Raw genomic sequence first — 17,524 nt, forward strand, 5'->3', positions numbered from 1 at the left:
ACGGCGACGACGACCGCTGCGATGGCCAGCCCGGCGAGGAAGGACCAGCGCACTCCCGAGCGTCGGTTCGTGGTCGGTGACGTCACTGTGCAGTTCCCTCTTCGTGCGATAGCTCGTGCCGGGCCGGTTTTCGGTTACCGGCTTCACCAGACTATTCGCTGGGCTATGGCCGAGAGGTCAGGGCTTCGACGCCAGTCACACTTTCACGGGGAACGTCGCCAAGATGACCACACCGATGACAGCGAGAGTCAGGCCCAGAATGAAGAAGGTGCGCCGGCGCCATTCGGCGCGCTGGTTCTGGGACAGCGCCGCGAAGAACAGCACGAGCGCGAAGAGCACGGTGAGCAGAGCGTAGTTGTCTCCGCGCTGGTTGTTCACGAGTGCTTCGTCGAACTTGGCGTCCGCGCGCGCGTGCAGGTCTTCCGCTTCCTCGGTCCCCGGCGGAATGTACTCCTCCCTGGCGAGGGGCCCCTGGGATACGCGCCCCTCCGCCGTCCAGGCGTCGAACGCGATCCGGAACTCGTCCGTGAAGCGTTCCTCGATGAAGGTGACGAGTTCCTGGTCGTCGTCTGCGGTGGCGAGCACCCATTCGGTGTAGATGGTCAGATCGTATTGGCGCGCCGCTTGGGCCCTGCTTTCGGCGGAGGCGGCCTGGACACGTGCGCTGGACGCTTGGCTGAAGGCGATAGACATCTCACCGCCCCATTTCGACGCCTCGAATCCGCACCATGCGGTGATGACCGCGGTTATGGACAGCAGCACCACCGTGGCCACCTCCAACCACCGGCCGGGATGAGTGACTTTCTCGGTGGCGTCCATGCGCGCCGTCTTTTAGGGCAGCACGATCTCGAATGCCGGGTCTCCGGGGGTCAGTACGCCGAGCAACTGCTTCAGGACGCCGAGGTCGCCGCGCACGTCCAGGCCCTCGGCGTCGAGGTCTCCGCCGGCGAGGCGGATGAGCCGCTCCTTGGTGAGGGTGAGATGCAGTGCGGCATCTGTGGCGGGTTCGCGCTCGACGTAGACGAGCACGCCGTTGCGGAGCGTGACGTGGAACGAGCGGTCGAGATCACTGAGTGTGATGTCGAATCCGAGGTCGAGGTCCCAGGCGCGCGGGCCGTCGACGGTGATCGCGACGGCATCGAACAGCTGTTCCGGGGTGAGCTGCGCTCGGATGGCTGGGGCGTTGGTCACGGTCGGGGTACCGAAGTTTCCCTCGCGCAGTTCGGTCGCCCCGGAGAGGAAGAAGTTGCGCCAGGTGCCGTTCTCAGCGCCGTAGCCGAGCTGCTCGAGGGTGTCGGCGTAGAGCGCCTTCGCTTCCGCATTGTTCTCCTCGGTGAAGACCGCGTGGTCGAGCAGTGTGGCCGCCCAGCGGAAGTCTCCCGAGTCGAAGGCGGCGCGGGCGAGCTCGAGGACCCGGTCGATGCCTCCGATCGCGTCGACGTAGCGCTTCGCCTGCTCCTTCGGCGCGTGCGGCCAGAGCCGAGCCGGGTTCCCGTCGAACCAGCCCATGTACCGCTGGTAGATGGCCTTTACGTTGTGGCTGACCGAGCCGTAGTAGCCGCGGGCGTGCCAGGCGTTCTCGAGCGCGGGCGGCAGCTGGATCGCCTCGGCGATCTCGGCGCCCTGCATGCCCTGGTTCAGCATCCGCAGCGTCTGGTCGTGCAGGTACCCGTACAGGTCCCGCTGCAGACCGAGGAACTCACGGATCTCCGCGTTGCCCCAGGTCGGCCAGTGGTGCGAGGTGAACACGACTTCGGCGTCGTCGCCGTAACGCTCGATGGCCTCGGTGAGGTACTGCGACCACACGTGCGGATCCCGCACGACCGCGCCCCGCAGGGTGAGCAGGTTGTGCAGCGTGTGCGTGGCGTTCTCCGCCATGCACAGCGCCCGGTACTTCGGGAAGTAGAAGTGCATCTCGCTGGGCGCCTCGGTGCCCGGCGCCATCTGGAATTCGATCTCCAGCCCGTCGACGGTGTGGGTCTGCCCCGTCTCGGTGATCTCCAGCGTCGGCGCGAGCAGGGTCGCCTCCCCGGTCGACGTCGTCTGTCCGAGACCGGCGCCGACTGCCCCCTGCGGGCCGCGTGCGAGTGCCGCGCCGTACATGTACCCGGCGCGCCGGCCCATCGCGGTGCCCGCGTAGACGTTCTCTGCCACCGCGTGCTCGACCATGCCCGCGGGGACGATGATCTCGACCCCCGCGTCGACGTCGGCCTGTGAGACGATGCCCTGCACGCCGCCGAAGTGGTCGATGTGAGAGTGGGTGTGGATGACAGCGGTGATCTTGCGGTCACCGCGGTGACGCCGGTAGAGCGCCATCGCCGCGGCTGCGGTCTCCTTCGAGATCAGCGGGTCGATCACGATCACGCCGGTGTCGCCCTCGACGAATGACATCACCGACAGGTCGAGCCCGCGGATCTGGTACAGGCCGGGCACGACCTCGAACAGGCCGTGCTTGGCGACCAGCGTGCTCTGGCGCCACAGGCTCGGGTTCACCGTCTCCGGAGCATCACCCTGCAAGAAGTCATAGGTGGACGCGTCCCAGATGATATCGCCGGCGGCGTTGCGGATCGCAGGCTCGTCTAGCGTGCCGATGAATCCTCGCTCGGCCGCCGCGAGATCCCGCTCATCGTCGAACGGGAGCCGTGCCTGCAGCTCTGCCTGCTGTTGCCGGATGGTCTCTGATGCGTCGCGCTGACCCATGATGGTGCTCCCGTCTCCGAAGAACAGTTCACGACGAGTCTTGCGGTCACGAAAGACGGTGACAACCACCTTTCGTCTGAACCTTGTGCCGGCCGCTGTCACGCGGCATCCTGAGGTATCGGATCACCGCGGGCCCCCGCGGGTGTCCGGTTCTGGGGACGAGGCTGGGGAGGCCTCACGCGGGATGCCTCATGGGTGGCGACTCCCTCGGTCGCACGTGCGGCATCCCGCACACCCGGACGGACGCTGGCTGATACCGTCGGCGCATGCCCCGACGTATGGCGGACCCTGAGTTTCGACAGCAGCAGTGGGACGATCGCTATGCGCTGCACATCGCGCCGGTCAACGAGTACGTCGACGAACTGCGTGAGGTCGGCCGCGGGTGGGCGCCGTACGTCGCGCCCCTTCATGGTGGAGTCGAAGCGCGGGTGCTGAGCATTCTTCGCGATCCAGGGCCCGCGACGCAGGACGGCAAGGGTTCGGGCTTCATCTGCGTCGAGAACAACGACGGCAGCGCCGAGCTTCAGGCGGTCCTGCTCGAGCAAGCAGCGCTATCTCCGTACGAGCTGCTGCCGTGGAATGCGTACCCCTGGTACATCAACCGCGCCCCGAAGGCGGCTGAGCTGGATGCCGGCGTCCAGACGATCCTGCACCTGCTGGAACTCGCGCCGAGGCTGAAGGTCGTGCTACTCCAGGGTGGTGATGCGGATCACGCCTGGCGCCGGTTGCTTAGGCAGTCCCCTGAGATCGAGCGTGAGCGGGGTCTCACCGTCGTTCGGACGTTTCACCCTTCGCCGCAGGCTCTCTTCGTGCGGGATCTCGAGGAGAGAGCTGCACGCGTAAAGCGACGAGCCGACGCGTTCGTCGAGGTGGCAGGTCTGCTCGAGCCCGTGCGATCGACGCCATGACGGGCACGGGGAGCTCGCCACGCGAGCGCTGATGACCGTCCGGTAACGATGGTCATCAGCGCCTTTCGCGTCTCGCACTGAGAACCGAAGGTGTCAGTAGGCGCTGATACGGTCAGCGTCGACATCAACCTGCTCGGAGAGGCATCCCTTGAACATCACAGCACCCAAGCTCGGCGCGACCATCGCACTTCTGGCACTCCTCGGCATCAGCGCCGTGGGGTGCGCATCTCCCGAACCGTCCAGCTCGTCGTCTGGCGGCGAGTCCTCCTCGTCCGAGACCGAGCAGGTCCAGGAGGAGGAAGCTCCGGAGCCGGTGAGTCTGGAGGGCTCCTGGAAGCAGAACAACTCCAACTCCGAGGACGCGTGGCAGGAGGCCACGATCACCGGTGACACGATCGAGGTCCACTGGGTCGCCGACGGCGGTGACACGAAGTCGCTGTACTGGGCCGGCACCGTCGAGGTCCCGGCAGAGGGCGACTCGTTCACCTTCGATTCGGCGAACGACACGTCCAAGACCGAGTCCTCGATCATGGCATCGAGCGACGCGACCAAGACGTTCACGTACGAGAACGACGAGCTCAGCTACGAGGTCACCGCGATGGGCACCACGATGACCGTGCGCCTCAGCCGCGAGTAAGCACTTCGCTCACTAGTCGGCACAGCCCCCACGCTCTCGGAGCGAATGGGGGCTGTTCTGTTGCAGTTGGTGGCTCGTTCCAGGCGAGTCCCGACGGACACATGGTGTCGCGAATCTTCAAGCACGCTGGTTCTCGCGCCCCGTAACGTCGAAGCCATGACAGGAAGAGGACACCGTTGAGCGCGTTGATGGGCGAAGAGATCAGGACCGCGGAGGTCAGTGGCGACATGAGGACGGCAAGAGGAACGTTCGAGGTGTCGCTCGAGCCCGCGGAGCACGATCAGGCGGGCATCCGCCGAATGGTCATCACCAAGACATGGCGGGGTGACCTTGCCGGGCAGGGGGCCGGGACGATGCTCGCAGCTGGCGATCCGGCAACCGGAAAGGCGGGCTATGTCGCCGTGGAAACCGTTGACGGCGAGCTCGACGGGTTGCGCGGAGGCTTCGCGTTCCAGCAGTTCGGAACGATGACGGCACCCGACCAACAGCTGCGCTACGAGATCGTGCCCGGCTCGGGAACCGCGGACCTGGCAGGAATCACCGGAACGCTCGACCTCGAGATCATCGACGGGAACACCGCTACCTGTTGACCTACGCGCTGAGCTGACAGCACGGGTGAAGCGCAAGCGGCTCGCCTGTTGAAGGTGTCTCAGGCCTGACTGAGATTGCTCGCGGCTTCAGTCTGCTGGTCAGGCGCGGCGGCGTCGAAGACGCGCGTTCTGATGACCTGGTCGACGCCGACGAGGCCGGCGAGCTTCACTACATCGCGGCCGCCCATGATGCGGTTCAACATGAACTGCGGCGGGAAGAGGTCCAGCAGCGGGTTCTCACCGTCGAACGACCGCGAGGTCCTGGCGGCGAAGATGCGCGTGGTGTCGAGAGCTCTGAAGCTGTCGATCGAGAGGATGGACGTTCGGGGATCGGGCCAGATCAACCGGTCCAGAGGCTTCGCACCGGTCCAGTGCTGCTTGATGCGCTTCATCACTCCGACCGAGGCGTTCGTCGCGCCGACATACGCCTGGCGGTACTCGTCGAGCACCATGACGTAGAGGCCGGGCACCCCATCCCACTTCGTGAGATCGGTGACCTCGGTCATGCCCGGTTGGCTGGTGATTGCCGCCTGCAGCGCGGCATCGAACTCGGCAGTGTCGAGGGAGGCGAAGTGCGCCATGTTGAGGTCGTAGTTCGCCAGTGCCAGCTCCTGGAGGAACGAGCACCATGCGTCTGTGTAGATGCGGTGGTCGGGGTCCTCGTATCTGTCGTCGATCGCGTCCCAGAGATACGGGTCCTCCTCGCGGTACCAGCGTTGCAGGGAGGAGCGCTTGTTGATCCGGGCGTAGGTCTCGCGCGACATGCGGAGGCCGAGCTCGCGGCTGCCGCGGACCTTGAGTCCGAAGTGCACGGCGCTTTCGACCGGACTGGTGCCTGCTCGGCGACCACGCTGCGACGAGACGGCGACCCCCCAGATCTTCCGGGCTGGTCGCGGATGCCACCGGTGCCAGAAGAGCACGTGACCGGAGTCGACGAGCATCTGCAGGGACGCGTTCGCGTCGGCGCCGATGTCGACGTTGAAGATCCGCGCAGGGTCGAACTCGAGATGCTCGCCCTCGGGGATGATGCTCTGCTGGTTCAGCTCCCACGGATCAGCATCGAGCACTAGGTAGCCGGAGTCAGTCAGCTCTCGTCGCAGCTGTGCAGCGTGCTCGGTCGACGGCGCCCAGACGAGTGTCTCGCGCGGAGTAGCGGTGATCTCGAGTTCCACGATGGCGTTCAGCCCTCGGGGCGCCACGCGGCGGCCTCGGCGGCCATCGCGGCTCGAGCAGCCGAGAGCCGGGGGAGCCTGCCGGGGTTCTTGTCCAAGTTGATCGGTGGTGTGAGGCGCACGATGACGCTGGTCTCGACGTCGCCGAGCGGGACCCGCATGTCCGCTGGCGCCGGCCAGACAGAGAGCTGGAGGCGCGCGTGCATCCACTCGTTGAGGCGTGCGTCGCCGCCGTCGGCAAGGGCGTAGTTCGCGAAGCGCTCCGGCTTCGCGAGGTTGCGCGGGACCGCATGCAGATCGAGGAAGTCGCGCAGGAGGGCGGCGAACGACCGCCGGACCGTGGACCCGCCGGTGCGGGGCTTGGACTTCGGGTTCGTGGCGAAGTGACCGTTCAGGTCGCGCGAGACCAGGCTCTCCTCGGCCTTGCCGACGTACAGGGGATGATCCGGAGCCGGCTCAAGCTGGAGATCCCGCCAGGCCTGCTCGTCGCCGTAGATGGCGTACAGTCCGGGACGGGCGGGGACGAGTTGCGCGGCCTCCATGATCGCCCAGCGCTCTCCGGTGAGCGCGGCGACGGCAGGATTGGTGAGGTCGTGCAGGGAGTCAGCGCTCACGCCGAGGTCCTGCCGAAGTGCGCACGAACCTCGTCGGCCTGCTCGGGGGTCAGCTCCCAGCGCTGGTTCTTCAAGTGGTCGGGGTAGCGCTCGCGCAGATAGCGGCGCACAGTGATGCCGGGCCGATCACCGTCGTTGTGACCGAGTTCGCGGCCGAGCTCGGCGGGGGTGATGACGTCGTGCGATGCGCTCATGAGGTCATCATGCACGATGCCCTCGTTGACCGCATTCCCACGGATTGTCCTCGAAGGTCGGCAGTGTCCCGGGTTGTTCTCAGTGCTGCAGGCCATCTTCTCGCTGAGGTGCGGAGGAGCCAGCAAGACCATACCGATCGAGGTGCACACCGCGAAGCTCGGGGAAGGCATCGGAGACGCGCTTCGGTGGCGCGGGAGTCCGCGGCACCTTCGGGGCGGGGGTGTGCTGAGCCGCACTCTGCAAGCTGGACCGAACCATGTGCGAGGTGAACTGTCGCGGCCGCATCATCAGCCGGCCGTTCCATGCGGGACCGAGATCGATGAGGTGATGGTCGGAGGAGACGATCACGTCCGCGTCGACGGCGGGGTCCTTCGCGAGGGCGAGGATGTTATTGTCCTCGTGATTCCCGATGGCATAGTCGCGGACGACCGGGTCCACGATCGCGCCTCCGGAGTCGTCGCAGGCCTCGGCGACGAACTCGATGTACTTGGCCGTGGTTCGTTCAGACTGCCCGGAGGCGATCATCAGGCGGTGGACGTTCCGCAGGATGTGCGGCGAGGTGAACAAACGCACCTGCTGATCGAACGCGAGCGAGAGAGCGTCGGATGCCGCCGAAGGGGAGGGGAGCTTGTCGGGGAGCAGCATTCCGGTGCCGCTACGGATGTGGTCGAGGTAGACGTTGATGTCGTAGACGACCGCGATCCGAGGGCGCTCCCGCTGGCTGTTCATGAGGTTCCCAAGTCCTCGATGAGCTTGAGCGTTTCCTCGGTCGTGTAGACCTTGCCGCCGCGCTCTTCGAGCATCTCGGCGTGCAGATCGTTCATCTGCTGGACGCGGAGCTTCTTCTTGAACTCCTTCATGGCGACGCGCAGGAATTCGCTGCGGTTGCCGCCGCCGAACGCATCGGCGAGCTCCTGGAGCAAAGGGACGTCCGTCTCTTCGACGGCGAAACTGATCGGTCGTGCAGCCATTCGAGGCCTCCAAGCGTGTTAGTAATGCATTAGTAATGGTACGTCGAGAGGTCGACATCGACAAGAGTGGTCTCGAATCCCGCACGCAGTTCGCGGGATATCGGCCACCATTGCGATTCGGCTTAGATGCTGGCTGATATGTTCGGCGGCATGGCCCGCAAAATCGTGCATCAGCTCGTCGACGACATCGACGGAGAAGTCCTGGAAGTCGGATCCGGCGAGGCGGTGACCTTCTCCCTGAACGGCACCGCGTACGAGATCGATCTGTCCGAGAAGAACGCAGCAGCGTTGCGAGAGGCCTTTGAGCCGTGGATCGCGGCAGCCCGCCGGGTGTCCGCCGGCGGTACTCGCGGAGGCCGTGGGCGCCGGAACTCGCAGGGCGCCGCCAAGCGCGACCTCTCGGCAATCCGCGCGTGGGCGAAGGAGAACGGTCACCAGGTCTCCGACCGCGGCCGCGTCCCCGACGCGGTGCAGCAGGCGTACGACGCCGCGCACTGAGGCCGCCGTGGGAGAGGCGCGCGGGTTCGAGCAGGGGACGAACTGGAAGGCGAAGAACGCCGCGAGTATCCGTCTGCGCGTCGGCGACGGAAAGAAGCACCCGGTTCGTTCCTCTGATGGCGCCCCGCGGCTTACGTCTGAGGAGCAGCGGCGAGCGGACGTCCTGCGTGAGCAGGAGCGTGAACGCATCGCGAAAGAGCGCCAGGCGCGCGCGGGGCGCGCACGTGGGCAACGGCGTGAGGCCGGGCTCGACGCACGCCATGCTGAGCGCGATCACACACCAAAGGGGTGGGTGCCGGCGAACCGGCGAGGGTACGTCGATCCGCTCTCGCAGGCAGCTGATCCACGGCCGACGGCGCCGCTCAAGAAGAAGAAGTTCCGTCGCGGCCGCCGCGAGCTACAGTAGCTGAATCTCAGCGGTACTGACGAGCCTGCGCCGCGAGAATCGCTTCGCGCATCACGTCGCCGAGTTCGGCGACGATGATCTCGATGCCGGCGTCGCGGATGGAAGCCGTCAGCCACGCGCCCGGGCGATGCAGGTAGCTGGCCGCCGCCTCGTCAGCCACGGCGAGGATGAGCCGGGTCGCACCGAGCTTCTGACCGGCCCAGGCGAGTTTGAACGCGTCGGTGGCGAGCTTGCGGGGCTGCGCACCCTTGAGTGCGCCGATACGGGCGTAGGCCTCCACGAGGACCATGCGGTCTGGGGTCGCCCGTCGATCTCCATGTGGGCGTCATCGATCGCGATCCGAGCGGGAGTGAGCGCGACGCCCAGCTGCTCGGCGACGGCCGCGACGATCGCGCGCTCCGCCATGCGCTGCTCCGCCATGCGCTGCTCGGCCGAGTCGGAGGCGTGCGGGGTGGCGGATGACGGACTCATTCCGCGGCCACCAGGTCCGCGCACCCGATGGCGAACTTCGACGTATAGTCGACATGGCCACAGGCACTGCTTTCTGCAGCCTGGAGCTGGTCGCTCGAGACGGGCGCTTTGCCTGCAGCGGCGTGGAGAGCGTTCACTGCTGCGAGCATCTGCTCGCGTTCATAGAGAACCCATCCGAGCTCCGTGTTGCCGTCCTCGAGCTGGACAAATTCCTGGCGCCGATAGCGCGTCTGCTGAGCACGCGTGAGCGTAGTGCGAAGGTATTCGAGGTCTTGAGACCAGGTACGGGCGGTCATGACACCCTCCTTTCGGGTCTCTACGCCAAGCCGAGGCCTAGGGTCTTCGCGAACGACTCGAGCGTCACGGTGAGTCCAGGCGAGCTGAGTTCGATGTCCGCGGTCGGGCTCACCGGCAGGGCGTCTTCGGCGCGCTCCCACAGCGCCGCGGCGCGAGCCTCGGGGAGCTGCGGACGCTGCGCGATGGTGCGGGGGCGGTAGAAGACGCCGTCGACGTCGGGATATGCCTGGTGGATGGCGCGGGCCCACGGCCGGGACAGCGACCGATCGCCAGTGTTGATCTGATCGTTCCCGCCGACGTCCGTGACCCAGGTGCTGTCGATAAGGTCGAGGAGTGTGATCTCGCGGGTGGTCGCGAACAGCACGAACCGAGGCTGCGTGCCCCCGGTCCCTCCCGCTCCGACGCCACCGCGTTCGATGACGCCTCGGTCGCTGAAGCACTCTGATAGGCAAACGAGCAGGAGGCTCTGAACTGCCGTCTCCGGTGGAACCGTGATCTGGGGCGTGACGTAGGTCACGGCGTGGTTCGGATGGTGACCCACGGGATCGGGGTGGTGATCGAATCGGCTCCCCGTGGGCCCGAAGTGGCGGAGCTCGTGCCACCGGGCAGGGTGAGCGCCGCCGGCGTCGTAGATGCGTCCGAAGATCGTGCCGGCCGGCAGCGTACGGACAGCGCTCGGGGGGAGAGGATGCGGGAACTTCGATGCGTCGGGGGCAGGAAGCGCGCTCATCGGATCGAGAACGCCTGCTCGGCCAGCGCCGCGACAGGTTCTGCGGGCTTGCCGGCTGCGAGCCACTGGGCAGGAGTCAGCTCGCCGTCTCCCAGGTCGGGGTGAGCGTGAGTGAGGAAGTACTCCACGGCCACGGGGTTCGCCCCTTCGGGCAGCGCTCGGCTCACCGTTCCCCAGCCCGGGAGCTCACCGTGGTCGGTGAACTGGAACGTCGGGAACCGCAGGCCGCGGCCGGGGCCCGGGATCGCGAAGAGAGTCCCCTCGCCGTGGCGCTGGCGCACTCGGCCTTCGGTCACGTCGAGCAGTTCTGCGACGCGCTTAGTCGGCAGCGCCTCAGCGAGGATGTCCTGCTGGCGGAGGGCCGTGAGCACGCTGGGGCGCTCTTCGACAGGCAGCGCGTTCTCCGGCTCAACGAGCGAGCCGGCTGCGCGCAGTGCGTCCAGCTCAGCCTCCGTCAGCGACGAGTGCCCAGGCTCTTCCTCGAGCCGGAGCGCCTTGTTCACGCCCTGCAGGATGCTGATGAGGTGAGCGCGCCGACCGCTGGAGCCCAGCACGTTCAGCTCGTGCGCGAGCTCCTCGGCCTCGTGGTCCGTGAATTCCACAGGACCGACGATCTTGATGGTGATCTCGCGACCTTCGTCCGACCGAGTCGCCGTGAGGTATGCGCGTCGATCGCTGCGGAGGGGGTGTGCGGTTGCGTTCGACATCATCGGATCCTAACGGTCATTAGCGAGTATAGCTTGCGTAAGCGGCGGGGGGTCACTGTTGATGCAGAACCTCAGCGATCAGGTCGACATCGTCGTAGTCGGCGCGGCCGGGGCAGGCGCCCGTGACCTAGCTATCGACGTCCCGCGTCGATGTGTTCAGAGCGACGTGACCACGTAGCTGCGTGGGCCGGCGTGCGCGCAACGTGAGCTGCCCCGCGAAATAAACAAAGTAAATACGATTCGGCTCATCGAGTTCAGCATCGAGCCGGGTTCATCATCATCCAGGCCGCTGGCGGTCCAATGACACACTTAGCTCCATCGGCGTCCGCTGAGGTCTCATTCCCGTGATTAGAAGGGCAGAGAGGTCAGATTTGTGCCACGCCCGGAGACGAGTTCTGGGCGGATGAGCACAGGGCTCAGCGGAATGCTCCTACGGAGCTGGGGCGCTCGCTAAGCCCCCAGCAACCGGTTCGGGGCAGCGCGATCTGCGCCTCGAAGTGGAGAGCGCATGAGGCCAGTCGCTTCCGGGCTGCTCGCATCATCCCGCGGAGGGTGACGATCCGCCGGTCCATCAGCTGCGAACGACGGCGCCATCGCCTTGATCAGCGCGGTGCTTGTACCGTCGTCTTCCGCCGCGGATCTCGTTGAGTGGAAGTGGGCTGAACGCGAGGCCCGCGAGGTCGAGCACTCCTGCGTTGCAGGCAAACGTGTCCCGATCGAGACTGACCACGGTCCTGCCGTCCTCGCGCTCAAACTTACCGTAAACGTGCATATGGCCGTGCATGTGCAAGCGGGGGAGCGCAGCATCAGATACACGTTGCACACGCTCTCTCTGTGCAGCAGATACGGCCAACGCCTCGGGACGAAAATCATGCGGATTGTTCGTGAGCAGCCGCTGCACCTCCGGTACCGCGATCGCTGGAGACTCGTGCGTGAGCATAAGGTCGGCCGGGCCGCCGGCAATCGCGGCGGCTTCCATCGGTTCCGTGATGAGTTCATCCTCGAACCAGTCCTTGCCCGCAGTTCGAAACGCCTTGTCGACGCTGGACGCGCCGCCGAGCGATAGCACCTCGCGTCCCGCGATCTGAAAACGGAACGGCCGGGGGATGAGCCACACGACGTCACTGACCCTGATCGCCATACCGGAGGCGCTTTCCTGCGCCGGGGTGATGTGGTTCCACTCTTCGTGGTTGCCAGGCGTGACCAGCACGCGCTCGATGCCTGTGCGCTTCGCCCAATAATCGACCGGGCCAGTCCCGGGCTGAGCATGCTCGAAACCGTAATCTCCGAGTTGAAGGATGGTGCGCAGCGATGGTCATGCCGACGCATCGCGGGCAGCAGCGGTTGAATCCATCCAGCATTGCCGTGGAGGTCGCCCACGACCCACACGCGCTCATCCGGCAGGTCGAAGCTGTCGGCTGTCTCATGGATCTGCATCCATCCATCATGCCCGTGAGTGCCGACTCGGACATGGCGTCGACAACTCAACGTGGAGAATGCGAAACGGCCGAGATCAGTGGGCGCCGAGCGACCATATTGTGGTCATGTTCTGGCCACCCCTGCTGCCCAGCGAAATGCCGGTGTCCCGTTAGTGACCACGAACCGGCCTGTGAAGGACCAGCTGAAGCCCGTTTTTCGGACTGCCACTAGCGACTATGTAGTGTGGGCACCGTCGGACCACTATATGGACACGAGGCGGTCACCGGCCACCCACTGCACAGTGCTAGTCGCCGATGCTCCGTTCTTGGTGATCGGGCGCGGAAAGCTCCGCCTCTTCGAAGAGTGCGGGGAACCGCAGTCGCAGCGGGCGAGGCTTGGGGGAGGTCTCCTGATTCTCACCGGTGTTAGCCTGCGGCCGCGCCGATCGCGGTTGCTCGACGTCGTGCGGACGGTAGTCGGGAACCGTGACCTCCGTTTCTGGTTCCTCTGGGTCCGCGATCCGTGGCTGAGTTTCTCGGAGTTCCGACAGTCCCATTGTGCCCGGGACTGCGGGTAGCTCGGTGGGAGCGTGCGCACCGGAATTCTCGTGTTCGCTTGTCATCGCGTCGGCGTTTGACAGGGCTGTAGCCACCAGGCGTTGCGCGGCGCGATTTGCCTCCTGTGTCGCCTCGTCCAGAGCGATCATCATGCGTTTCTTGGGCGACAGTCGGCGTTCAACAGTCGTGTGTTGTGGCACGGACAATGTCACCGCGCTGTTGCGAGCGAAAGCGGTCTCAACAGCGTCCCTCTCGAAGGCCGTGCCGAGTGTGGTGCAGCGGCGTCGATCACTCGGCGTTGGATCGGCTGGGGTTCGGTCCGGATTCTCGCGAAGCATGCCGTACGAAATGCCACGGCCCTTCTTGCCGCGCTGTTCGATCTGAACGCCTCGGGTTCTACCGACTTCGACGAAGCTGTCCCAGTCGACAACGGCTGGATCGGCGAGCGTGTTCTCGATGCTCGCCCTCAGCACGGTGAGACTAAAAGGTTGCTTGTTGCGGGGCGCACCGAACTCATCCGCGAGGTCGCATTCTGTTTCCCAGATGATGTGCCGCTGCCATTCGCGAAGCTCACTGTCCGCGGTCGACCCGGCGCGGCGAAGACCGCTCGGCTCGCCCCGCTCGAAGCGCTCGTTCGCGTCGCTGAAGGCCTGCTTGAGGTCCGCTCGCTGCTCGAAGCCGCGCTGTTCAAGAACACGCTCATGTGCCTCGACAAGGCGTGCGTGCGTGACGACTGAACTGTTGAGACTGCGGCCGGTTTTGGTCTCGATGGAGTTCGCGACGAGGTGGTTGTGCACACAGCCTGTTCGCCCGTCTCGTTGTGTTACAACGAGCACCTGTCGGCCGGGGAACCTCTCTTCTGCGAGTGCTGTCCCGAGCTTCTGAGCCGTCAGCCAGTCGTCTGGCTCTTCGGGGTCCAACTCGTCCTTCGCGAAAGACTGGATGACGTGATACGCCTGGACGAACGCGCCAGGCTTGTCCTTACCCCACTTCTTGCGGACGTCGCGCATCTGCTGCTTCGCGACCGATACCAGCATGCCGCCCACGCCGGACGCCATGACGTACCGCTCGCCATCTTGCTCGGGCTTGTCATCGAGCGCATAGTTGATCAGCGCATCGGCCGACCGCGTCGAGCTCGCCACCACAACAGGCATAACTACACCGTCCCGCGCGGCGGCAGGCCATGGTCCACGAGGCGTGCGATGCGCTTCTCGATATCGTCGGGAACATCGCGTAGCTCAGCCACCGTAAGGAGAGCCTCCGAGACCTCCCCAGCGGTCACCGGGTCGCCGATATTCAGCCGCTTCGCGATCTGATTGAGGTTGCCGCCGATATGCGCGATGTGATTGCGAATCGGACCGAGCTCGTACCCGAGCCGATCGGAGATGTCGGCCAGGCCCCAGTCGGTCACGTTCGGGCCCTGGCGCTCGATAGCCAGCGCCCTCGCTTCCACCTCGGCGGCACCCTCACGGTCAGTAATGAGCAGGCGCAGAGCTTCGGAGAAGGAGACCTCTTCGAGGTCGCGTCCGGAGGACTTGGCCAAAGCTCGCCGCACGTCGTCGACGGCTCGTTCCTCGTCGTCGCTGAACCTCAGTGTGCGGCGCTTCGCAAAGTTGACGACCCTCTTCCTCGGACGACGCGGCGTCGCTTCGCTCGCCTTGCCGGTCCTCGTCATCAGGTCGTCCCCTTCGCTCGGTTCTTTGTGCAGTCTGGGCCTTTGCTTCCCCGCTCCGCGAGGGTGGTCCCAGACTACACAAATAACGGCAAGCAGTTTATCCGTCAGACATATCGCTGCGCTCCTGTCCTTGGATACTCCTTGGTCAGGCCTCCGGCCCGACACCCGGATGAAGGCTCCCGCCTCCACGCACAGGTCGTGGCGCCACCTTCCGAAACGGAGAAACCCCATCAGCGCCTCTTCGAGGGCAGATGGGGTTTCTCTACTCGCCGCGACCGCACGGGGCCGCGGGCGACGCAACGCTCAGGCGGCTGGCTGCTTGACCGCCGTCGGCGTGCTTGAAGTCGTCGCGACCAGGGCCGGAGAAGCCGCCTGCGGCGGTCTCTCAGCTGCCTGAGCAGGAACCTGACGATCACTGCCGACTGGTTGCGTCGTAGGCTGCTCCTCAATTGATAGCAGGACGGTGACAGCCTCGATGAGGCGAGCAGCGCGCTTGGCCTCGTCCTTATCGGACGTGACCTCGTAGCGGCCGTGCTTGCCATCACGAATGATGGGTGGTTCAGGCTGGACGTCGAGAAGCTCGTACAGCTGCTCGACGGCGTCACAGCGTGCGAACGCCGCGACCTTGATCGCGTCGTTCACGTTCTTGTCGTAGGCGTCCTGCTCGGCCTGCAGCGCGGCGATCTGCGCAGCTCGGAGCTGACTACGGGTCCTTCGCATGGTGTTCTCCTAACGGTGCGGTGTAGTGGTCAGCCCCGATCAACGGGGCTCGGTCTTAGGTGGGGCTACGGTCTCCTCGCCCCTACCCGGAGGTGCAAAGGGATCGCTGCCGACGTACTGGTCCAGGTCAGCAACGCTGATACCGAGAGCCGTGAGTTCGTCCGCGAGTCGTGAGGTCAGCGCTCGGGACCGCTGCAACGGCGTGTCCCACTCGGAGCGCCAGCCGGCAGTGCAGCCGGGCGTCCGGCAAGTGATAGGGAAGCCCGAGCTCGCAGCGGATCCGTGGTCGGTGGCGCATGAGGCGGTGGCCCCGTTCGCCATGAACCTAGCGATCCACGCTCGAACGTCTTCAGCGACGAACTCGCGGGTCAGTTTCACGCTCGCAAGATCCGCATCGGAGATGGCGGAATCCGGAGGCACCAGAACCCAAGTCTTGGAACGCTTGGTGGTCGGGTCCGGCTTGATCTCGTCGATCTGCCACCCTGCCTTTCGAAGATCCGGAGCCACTCGCCGGAGCTTGCCACTCATGCCACGAGGCTCGGGCCAATAGCGATCGTCCGAGGGTCTGCGCAAGAGCTCGTGAAGGGCCTTGCCGGTACCCGTCCAGCGACGTTTGATCGTCTCGGTGATCGCCACCAGGAACTGGTCGGTGCTCACGATGTCCTCGGCGACAGAATCTTGCGCCCGCCGGTAACGGCTCAGAGTGTCTGACCCCGTTGCATGATCAAGAGCGGCCAAGATCTCGGCGAAGTCCGCCATCCGAGGCTTGTTGCCGAGTTTCACGACGGGCAGCTGCTGCAAGGTCAGAACAACAAGGTCCAACAATGCACCCACCATCGAGGCGTAGCTCGCGTTCCAAGCGGAGTTCAACTCGCGTTCTGAGCGACGCCTGTCTGCGGGGATCACCTCAAGATCTCCCCAGACGCATCGCTCGGCGAGGTCGCCGTTGAGAACGCCGATATCGATACTGGTGAATCCCAGGACGCCCTGCACCTGCATGATGCGCACGTCGTCGTCGGTGTACAGCGCGCGGTCGACATCAGCTTCACCGGTCACGAATCGGCACAAGCCGTCCGACAACCAACGCGGCATCGACGACATATTGTCGAAGACCACGCCGCGCGAGTGAGCCCCGGCGTGAAGCAGCCGGTCCGCATCGTTCGGTGGGCGCCTCACCGGCGCGGTGGTCGGATCGAACAGGGAGAAGAGCCGTCGTGCACTACTGGTCTTGGCGGTTCCCTGTTCACCGAGCAGAGCCAAGGCCGGGCACGGAAGACCGACAAGGATCGTCGCAGCGACGAGCCAGCCGATGATCAAGCCGCGGTCCGAGGCCGGCAGATTGACGAACTCCCACAATGCGTCGAGGTTTCCGCCGCGCGCAGGGACGGGCAAAGGGGCGGTCACGGCGGTGCGGCGAAACAGCACGGGAAGGTCATCGTCGCCGTCGAGGATCTCCCAGCCGGCTGCCGTCACGCGGATGACCTGCTCACTGCGATCGCCGATGTCGATGAAGATCTCGTCGTCGCTGGGGCGCGCCGTGCGCAGGTGCAGCTTGATGGGCTCGAAACTCTCCTCCGCCTCGTACTCAAGCGCGCTCATCGCCTCAGTCAACGCGTTCTGCGAGGCTGTGCGAGCGGTCCGACGCCGGTACATGCCGCCGAGTTCCTTGCGGACGGAGCGTCTGCTGCCGAGGAGAGGAATCGCTACGTGACCGCCCTTGCGAACACCGAAAGGCTTGCCATCGGTATCGACGTGAAGGTCGTAGTGATCGAGGGCCAACTCAACGAGCTGCTGCGCGGTGGACCGCTTCCCGAGCGCCTCGGGGATATCGCGGTCTTCAGGTACGCTGGTGGTAGTCAAATGCAGGATCTCCTTTCAGATCCGCCATGGGGTCGCCGAGTTGCAGCTCGGTGGCCCTTTTTGTTTCTTCCGTATGGGTAGTGCTCGCTCAGGGTTCGAGCGTGATGTCGATCTTGTGGTTGCGGTCCCTTCGTATCCGCGCCTGCACCCTGCCGTGCGCGTGTTGAGCACCAGCAGGCCGCTTCGGGGGCGAGGCAAGAGCAGGCACGCTCCCGGGAGCCGAGGAAGATCGGTAGTGCGGAAGTCACCCCCGCACTTCTCCTGCGCGGACTGCACCTATTTCGCCTCCGAGGTGCCAATAGAGAAGTGATGGGGTTCCGTCCGCATCTCCGCTCCCGTGCGCGGGTTATCTAGGCGACGGCGGGGCGCGCCACGTGCGGAACACCACGCGGAACGT

Annotated in this window: 21 protein-coding genes; 5 read left to right on the forward strand and 16 right to left on the reverse strand. The window is 65.4% G+C overall.

The annotated features are described in order from the left end of the window. Nucleotides 1-195: 195 nt before the first annotated feature. Together CJ226_RS00075 and CJ226_RS00080 are read right to left on the reverse strand one after the other, a co-directional pair. Entirely contained in the window at nucleotides 196-819 is a 624-nt protein-coding gene (locus tag CJ226_RS00075; protein WP_051667916.1) for a hypothetical protein, read from the reverse strand. Nucleotides 820-831: 12 nt separating this feature from the next. Next, nucleotides 832-2,700: an alkyl/aryl-sulfatase gene (locus tag CJ226_RS00080; protein ID WP_036331343.1), complete on the reverse strand. Its 1,869-nt coding sequence runs from the start codon at nucleotides 2,698-2,700 to the stop codon at nucleotides 832-834. 266 nt (nucleotides 2,701-2,966) lie between these two features. On the opposite strand from CJ226_RS00080, the gene CJ226_RS00085 reads away from it, so the two are divergent. The 3 genes from CJ226_RS00085 to CJ226_RS00095 all read left to right on the forward strand — a co-directional run bounded on the left by CJ226_RS00085 (nucleotide 2,967) and on the right by CJ226_RS00095 (nucleotide 4,835). Beyond that, complete coding sequence (locus CJ226_RS00085) at nucleotides 2,967-3,608, forward strand: uracil-DNA glycosylase (protein ID WP_029266173.1); 642 nt, start codon at nucleotides 2,967-2,969, stop codon at nucleotides 3,606-3,608. A 148-nt stretch (nucleotides 3,609-3,756) separates the two neighbouring features. Beyond that, nucleotides 3,757-4,245, forward strand: a complete 489-nt coding sequence (locus CJ226_RS00090) for a hypothetical protein (protein WP_029266170.1) — start codon at nucleotides 3,757-3,759, stop codon at nucleotides 4,243-4,245. A gap of 176 nt (nucleotides 4,246-4,421) precedes the next feature. Further along, nucleotides 4,422-4,835 (forward strand): DUF3224 domain-containing protein, encoded by a 414-nt coding sequence (locus tag CJ226_RS00095; RefSeq protein WP_197462133.1) that lies wholly within the window; start codon nucleotides 4,422-4,424, stop codon nucleotides 4,833-4,835. A 59-nt stretch (nucleotides 4,836-4,894) separates the two neighbouring features. On the opposite strand, the gene CJ226_RS00100 is transcribed toward CJ226_RS00095, so the two are convergent. From CJ226_RS00100 to CJ226_RS00120, 5 genes are all read right to left on the reverse strand, one after another. Beyond that, nucleotides 4,895-6,034 carry a hypothetical protein gene (locus CJ226_RS00100; RefSeq protein ID WP_062635485.1) on the reverse strand — a complete coding sequence of 380 codons (1,140 nt, stop codon included), beginning with the start codon at nucleotides 6,032-6,034 and terminating at the stop codon, nucleotides 4,895-4,897. After that, nucleotides 6,016-6,621 (reverse strand): GIY-YIG nuclease family protein, encoded by a 606-nt coding sequence (locus CJ226_RS00105; RefSeq protein ID WP_029266166.1) that lies wholly within the window; start codon nucleotides 6,619-6,621, stop codon nucleotides 6,016-6,018. Before CJ226_RS00105 ends, CJ226_RS00100 begins: the two co-directional genes overlap by 19 nt. After that, entirely contained in the window at nucleotides 6,618-6,815 is a 198-nt protein-coding gene (locus CJ226_RS00110) for a hypothetical protein (protein ID WP_071327683.1), read from the reverse strand. Before CJ226_RS00110 ends, CJ226_RS00105 begins: the two co-directional genes overlap by 4 nt. 79 nt (nucleotides 6,816-6,894) lie before the next feature. Beyond that, nucleotides 6,895-7,545 carry a hypothetical protein gene (locus CJ226_RS00115; protein ID WP_029266162.1) on the reverse strand — a complete coding sequence of 217 codons (651 nt, stop codon included), beginning with the start codon at nucleotides 7,543-7,545 and terminating at the stop codon, nucleotides 6,895-6,897. Further along, nucleotides 7,542-7,787, reverse strand: a complete 246-nt coding sequence (locus CJ226_RS00120; RefSeq protein ID WP_029266161.1) for a hypothetical protein — start codon at nucleotides 7,785-7,787, stop codon at nucleotides 7,542-7,544. Before CJ226_RS00120 ends, CJ226_RS00115 begins: the two co-directional genes overlap by 4 nt. A 150-nt stretch (nucleotides 7,788-7,937) precedes the next feature. On the opposite strand from CJ226_RS00120, the gene CJ226_RS00125 reads away from it, so the two are divergent. Both CJ226_RS00125 and CJ226_RS18265 read left to right on the forward strand, forming a co-directional pair. Beyond that, nucleotides 7,938-8,285 carry an Lsr2 family protein gene (locus CJ226_RS00125; protein WP_029266159.1) on the forward strand — a complete coding sequence of 116 codons (348 nt, stop codon included), beginning with the start codon at nucleotides 7,938-7,940 and terminating at the stop codon, nucleotides 8,283-8,285. Nucleotides 8,286-8,292: 7 nt separating this feature from the next. Then, the gene (locus tag CJ226_RS18265; RefSeq protein ID WP_029266157.1) at nucleotides 8,293-8,691 is read left to right on the forward strand and encodes a hypothetical protein; all 399 of its coding nucleotides are present in this window, start codon (nucleotides 8,293-8,295) and stop codon (nucleotides 8,689-8,691) included. Nucleotides 8,692-8,698: 7 nt separating this feature from the next. Here CJ226_RS18265 and CJ226_RS00130 read toward each other — a convergent pair whose 3' ends face one another. From CJ226_RS00130 to CJ226_RS00170, 9 genes are all read right to left on the reverse strand, one after another. Next, entirely contained in the window at nucleotides 8,699-8,980 is a 282-nt protein-coding gene (locus CJ226_RS00130; RefSeq protein WP_029266155.1) for a hypothetical protein, read from the reverse strand. Nucleotides 8,981-9,158: 178 nt separating this feature from the next. After that, nucleotides 9,159-9,458 carry a hypothetical protein gene (locus CJ226_RS00135; RefSeq protein WP_029266153.1) on the reverse strand — a complete coding sequence of 100 codons (300 nt, stop codon included), beginning with the start codon at nucleotides 9,456-9,458 and terminating at the stop codon, nucleotides 9,159-9,161. 20 nt (nucleotides 9,459-9,478) lie between these two features. Further along, nucleotides 9,479-9,823 carry a hypothetical protein gene (locus tag CJ226_RS17760; RefSeq protein WP_143049226.1) on the reverse strand — a complete coding sequence of 115 codons (345 nt, stop codon included), beginning with the start codon at nucleotides 9,821-9,823 and terminating at the stop codon, nucleotides 9,479-9,481. Nucleotides 9,824-10,185: 362 nt separating this feature from the next. Next, entirely contained in the window at nucleotides 10,186-10,791 is a 606-nt protein-coding gene (locus CJ226_RS00145; RefSeq protein WP_143049225.1) for a hypothetical protein, read from the reverse strand. 676 nt (nucleotides 10,792-11,467) lie between these two features. Beyond that, nucleotides 11,468-12,205, reverse strand: a complete 738-nt coding sequence (locus CJ226_RS00150; RefSeq protein ID WP_374754506.1) for a metallophosphoesterase — start codon at nucleotides 12,203-12,205, stop codon at nucleotides 11,468-11,470. Nucleotides 12,206-12,619: 414 nt separating this feature from the next. Beyond that, nucleotides 12,620-14,026, reverse strand: coding sequence for a relaxase/mobilization nuclease domain-containing protein (locus CJ226_RS00155; RefSeq protein ID WP_029266145.1), 1,407 nt, complete (start codon nucleotides 14,024-14,026; stop codon nucleotides 12,620-12,622). A 2-nt stretch (nucleotides 14,027-14,028) separates the two neighbouring features. After that, nucleotides 14,029-14,547, reverse strand: a complete 519-nt coding sequence (gene mobC, locus CJ226_RS00160; RefSeq protein WP_029266142.1) for a plasmid mobilization relaxosome protein MobC — start codon at nucleotides 14,545-14,547, stop codon at nucleotides 14,029-14,031. 303 nt (nucleotides 14,548-14,850) lie between these two features. Then, entirely contained in the window at nucleotides 14,851-15,267 is a 417-nt protein-coding gene (locus CJ226_RS00165) for a hypothetical protein (protein ID WP_029266140.1), read from the reverse strand. A 39-nt stretch (nucleotides 15,268-15,306) separates the two neighbouring features. Then, nucleotides 15,307-17,127: a hypothetical protein gene (locus CJ226_RS00170; protein WP_051667911.1), complete on the reverse strand. Its 1,821-nt coding sequence runs from the start codon at nucleotides 17,125-17,127 to the stop codon at nucleotides 15,307-15,309. Nucleotides 17,128-17,524: the final 397 nt, after the last annotated feature.

This window comes from Microbacterium sp. UMB0228 (genome assembly GCF_002871415.1).
GTDB lineage: Bacteria > Actinomycetota > Actinomycetes > Actinomycetales > Microbacteriaceae > Microbacterium.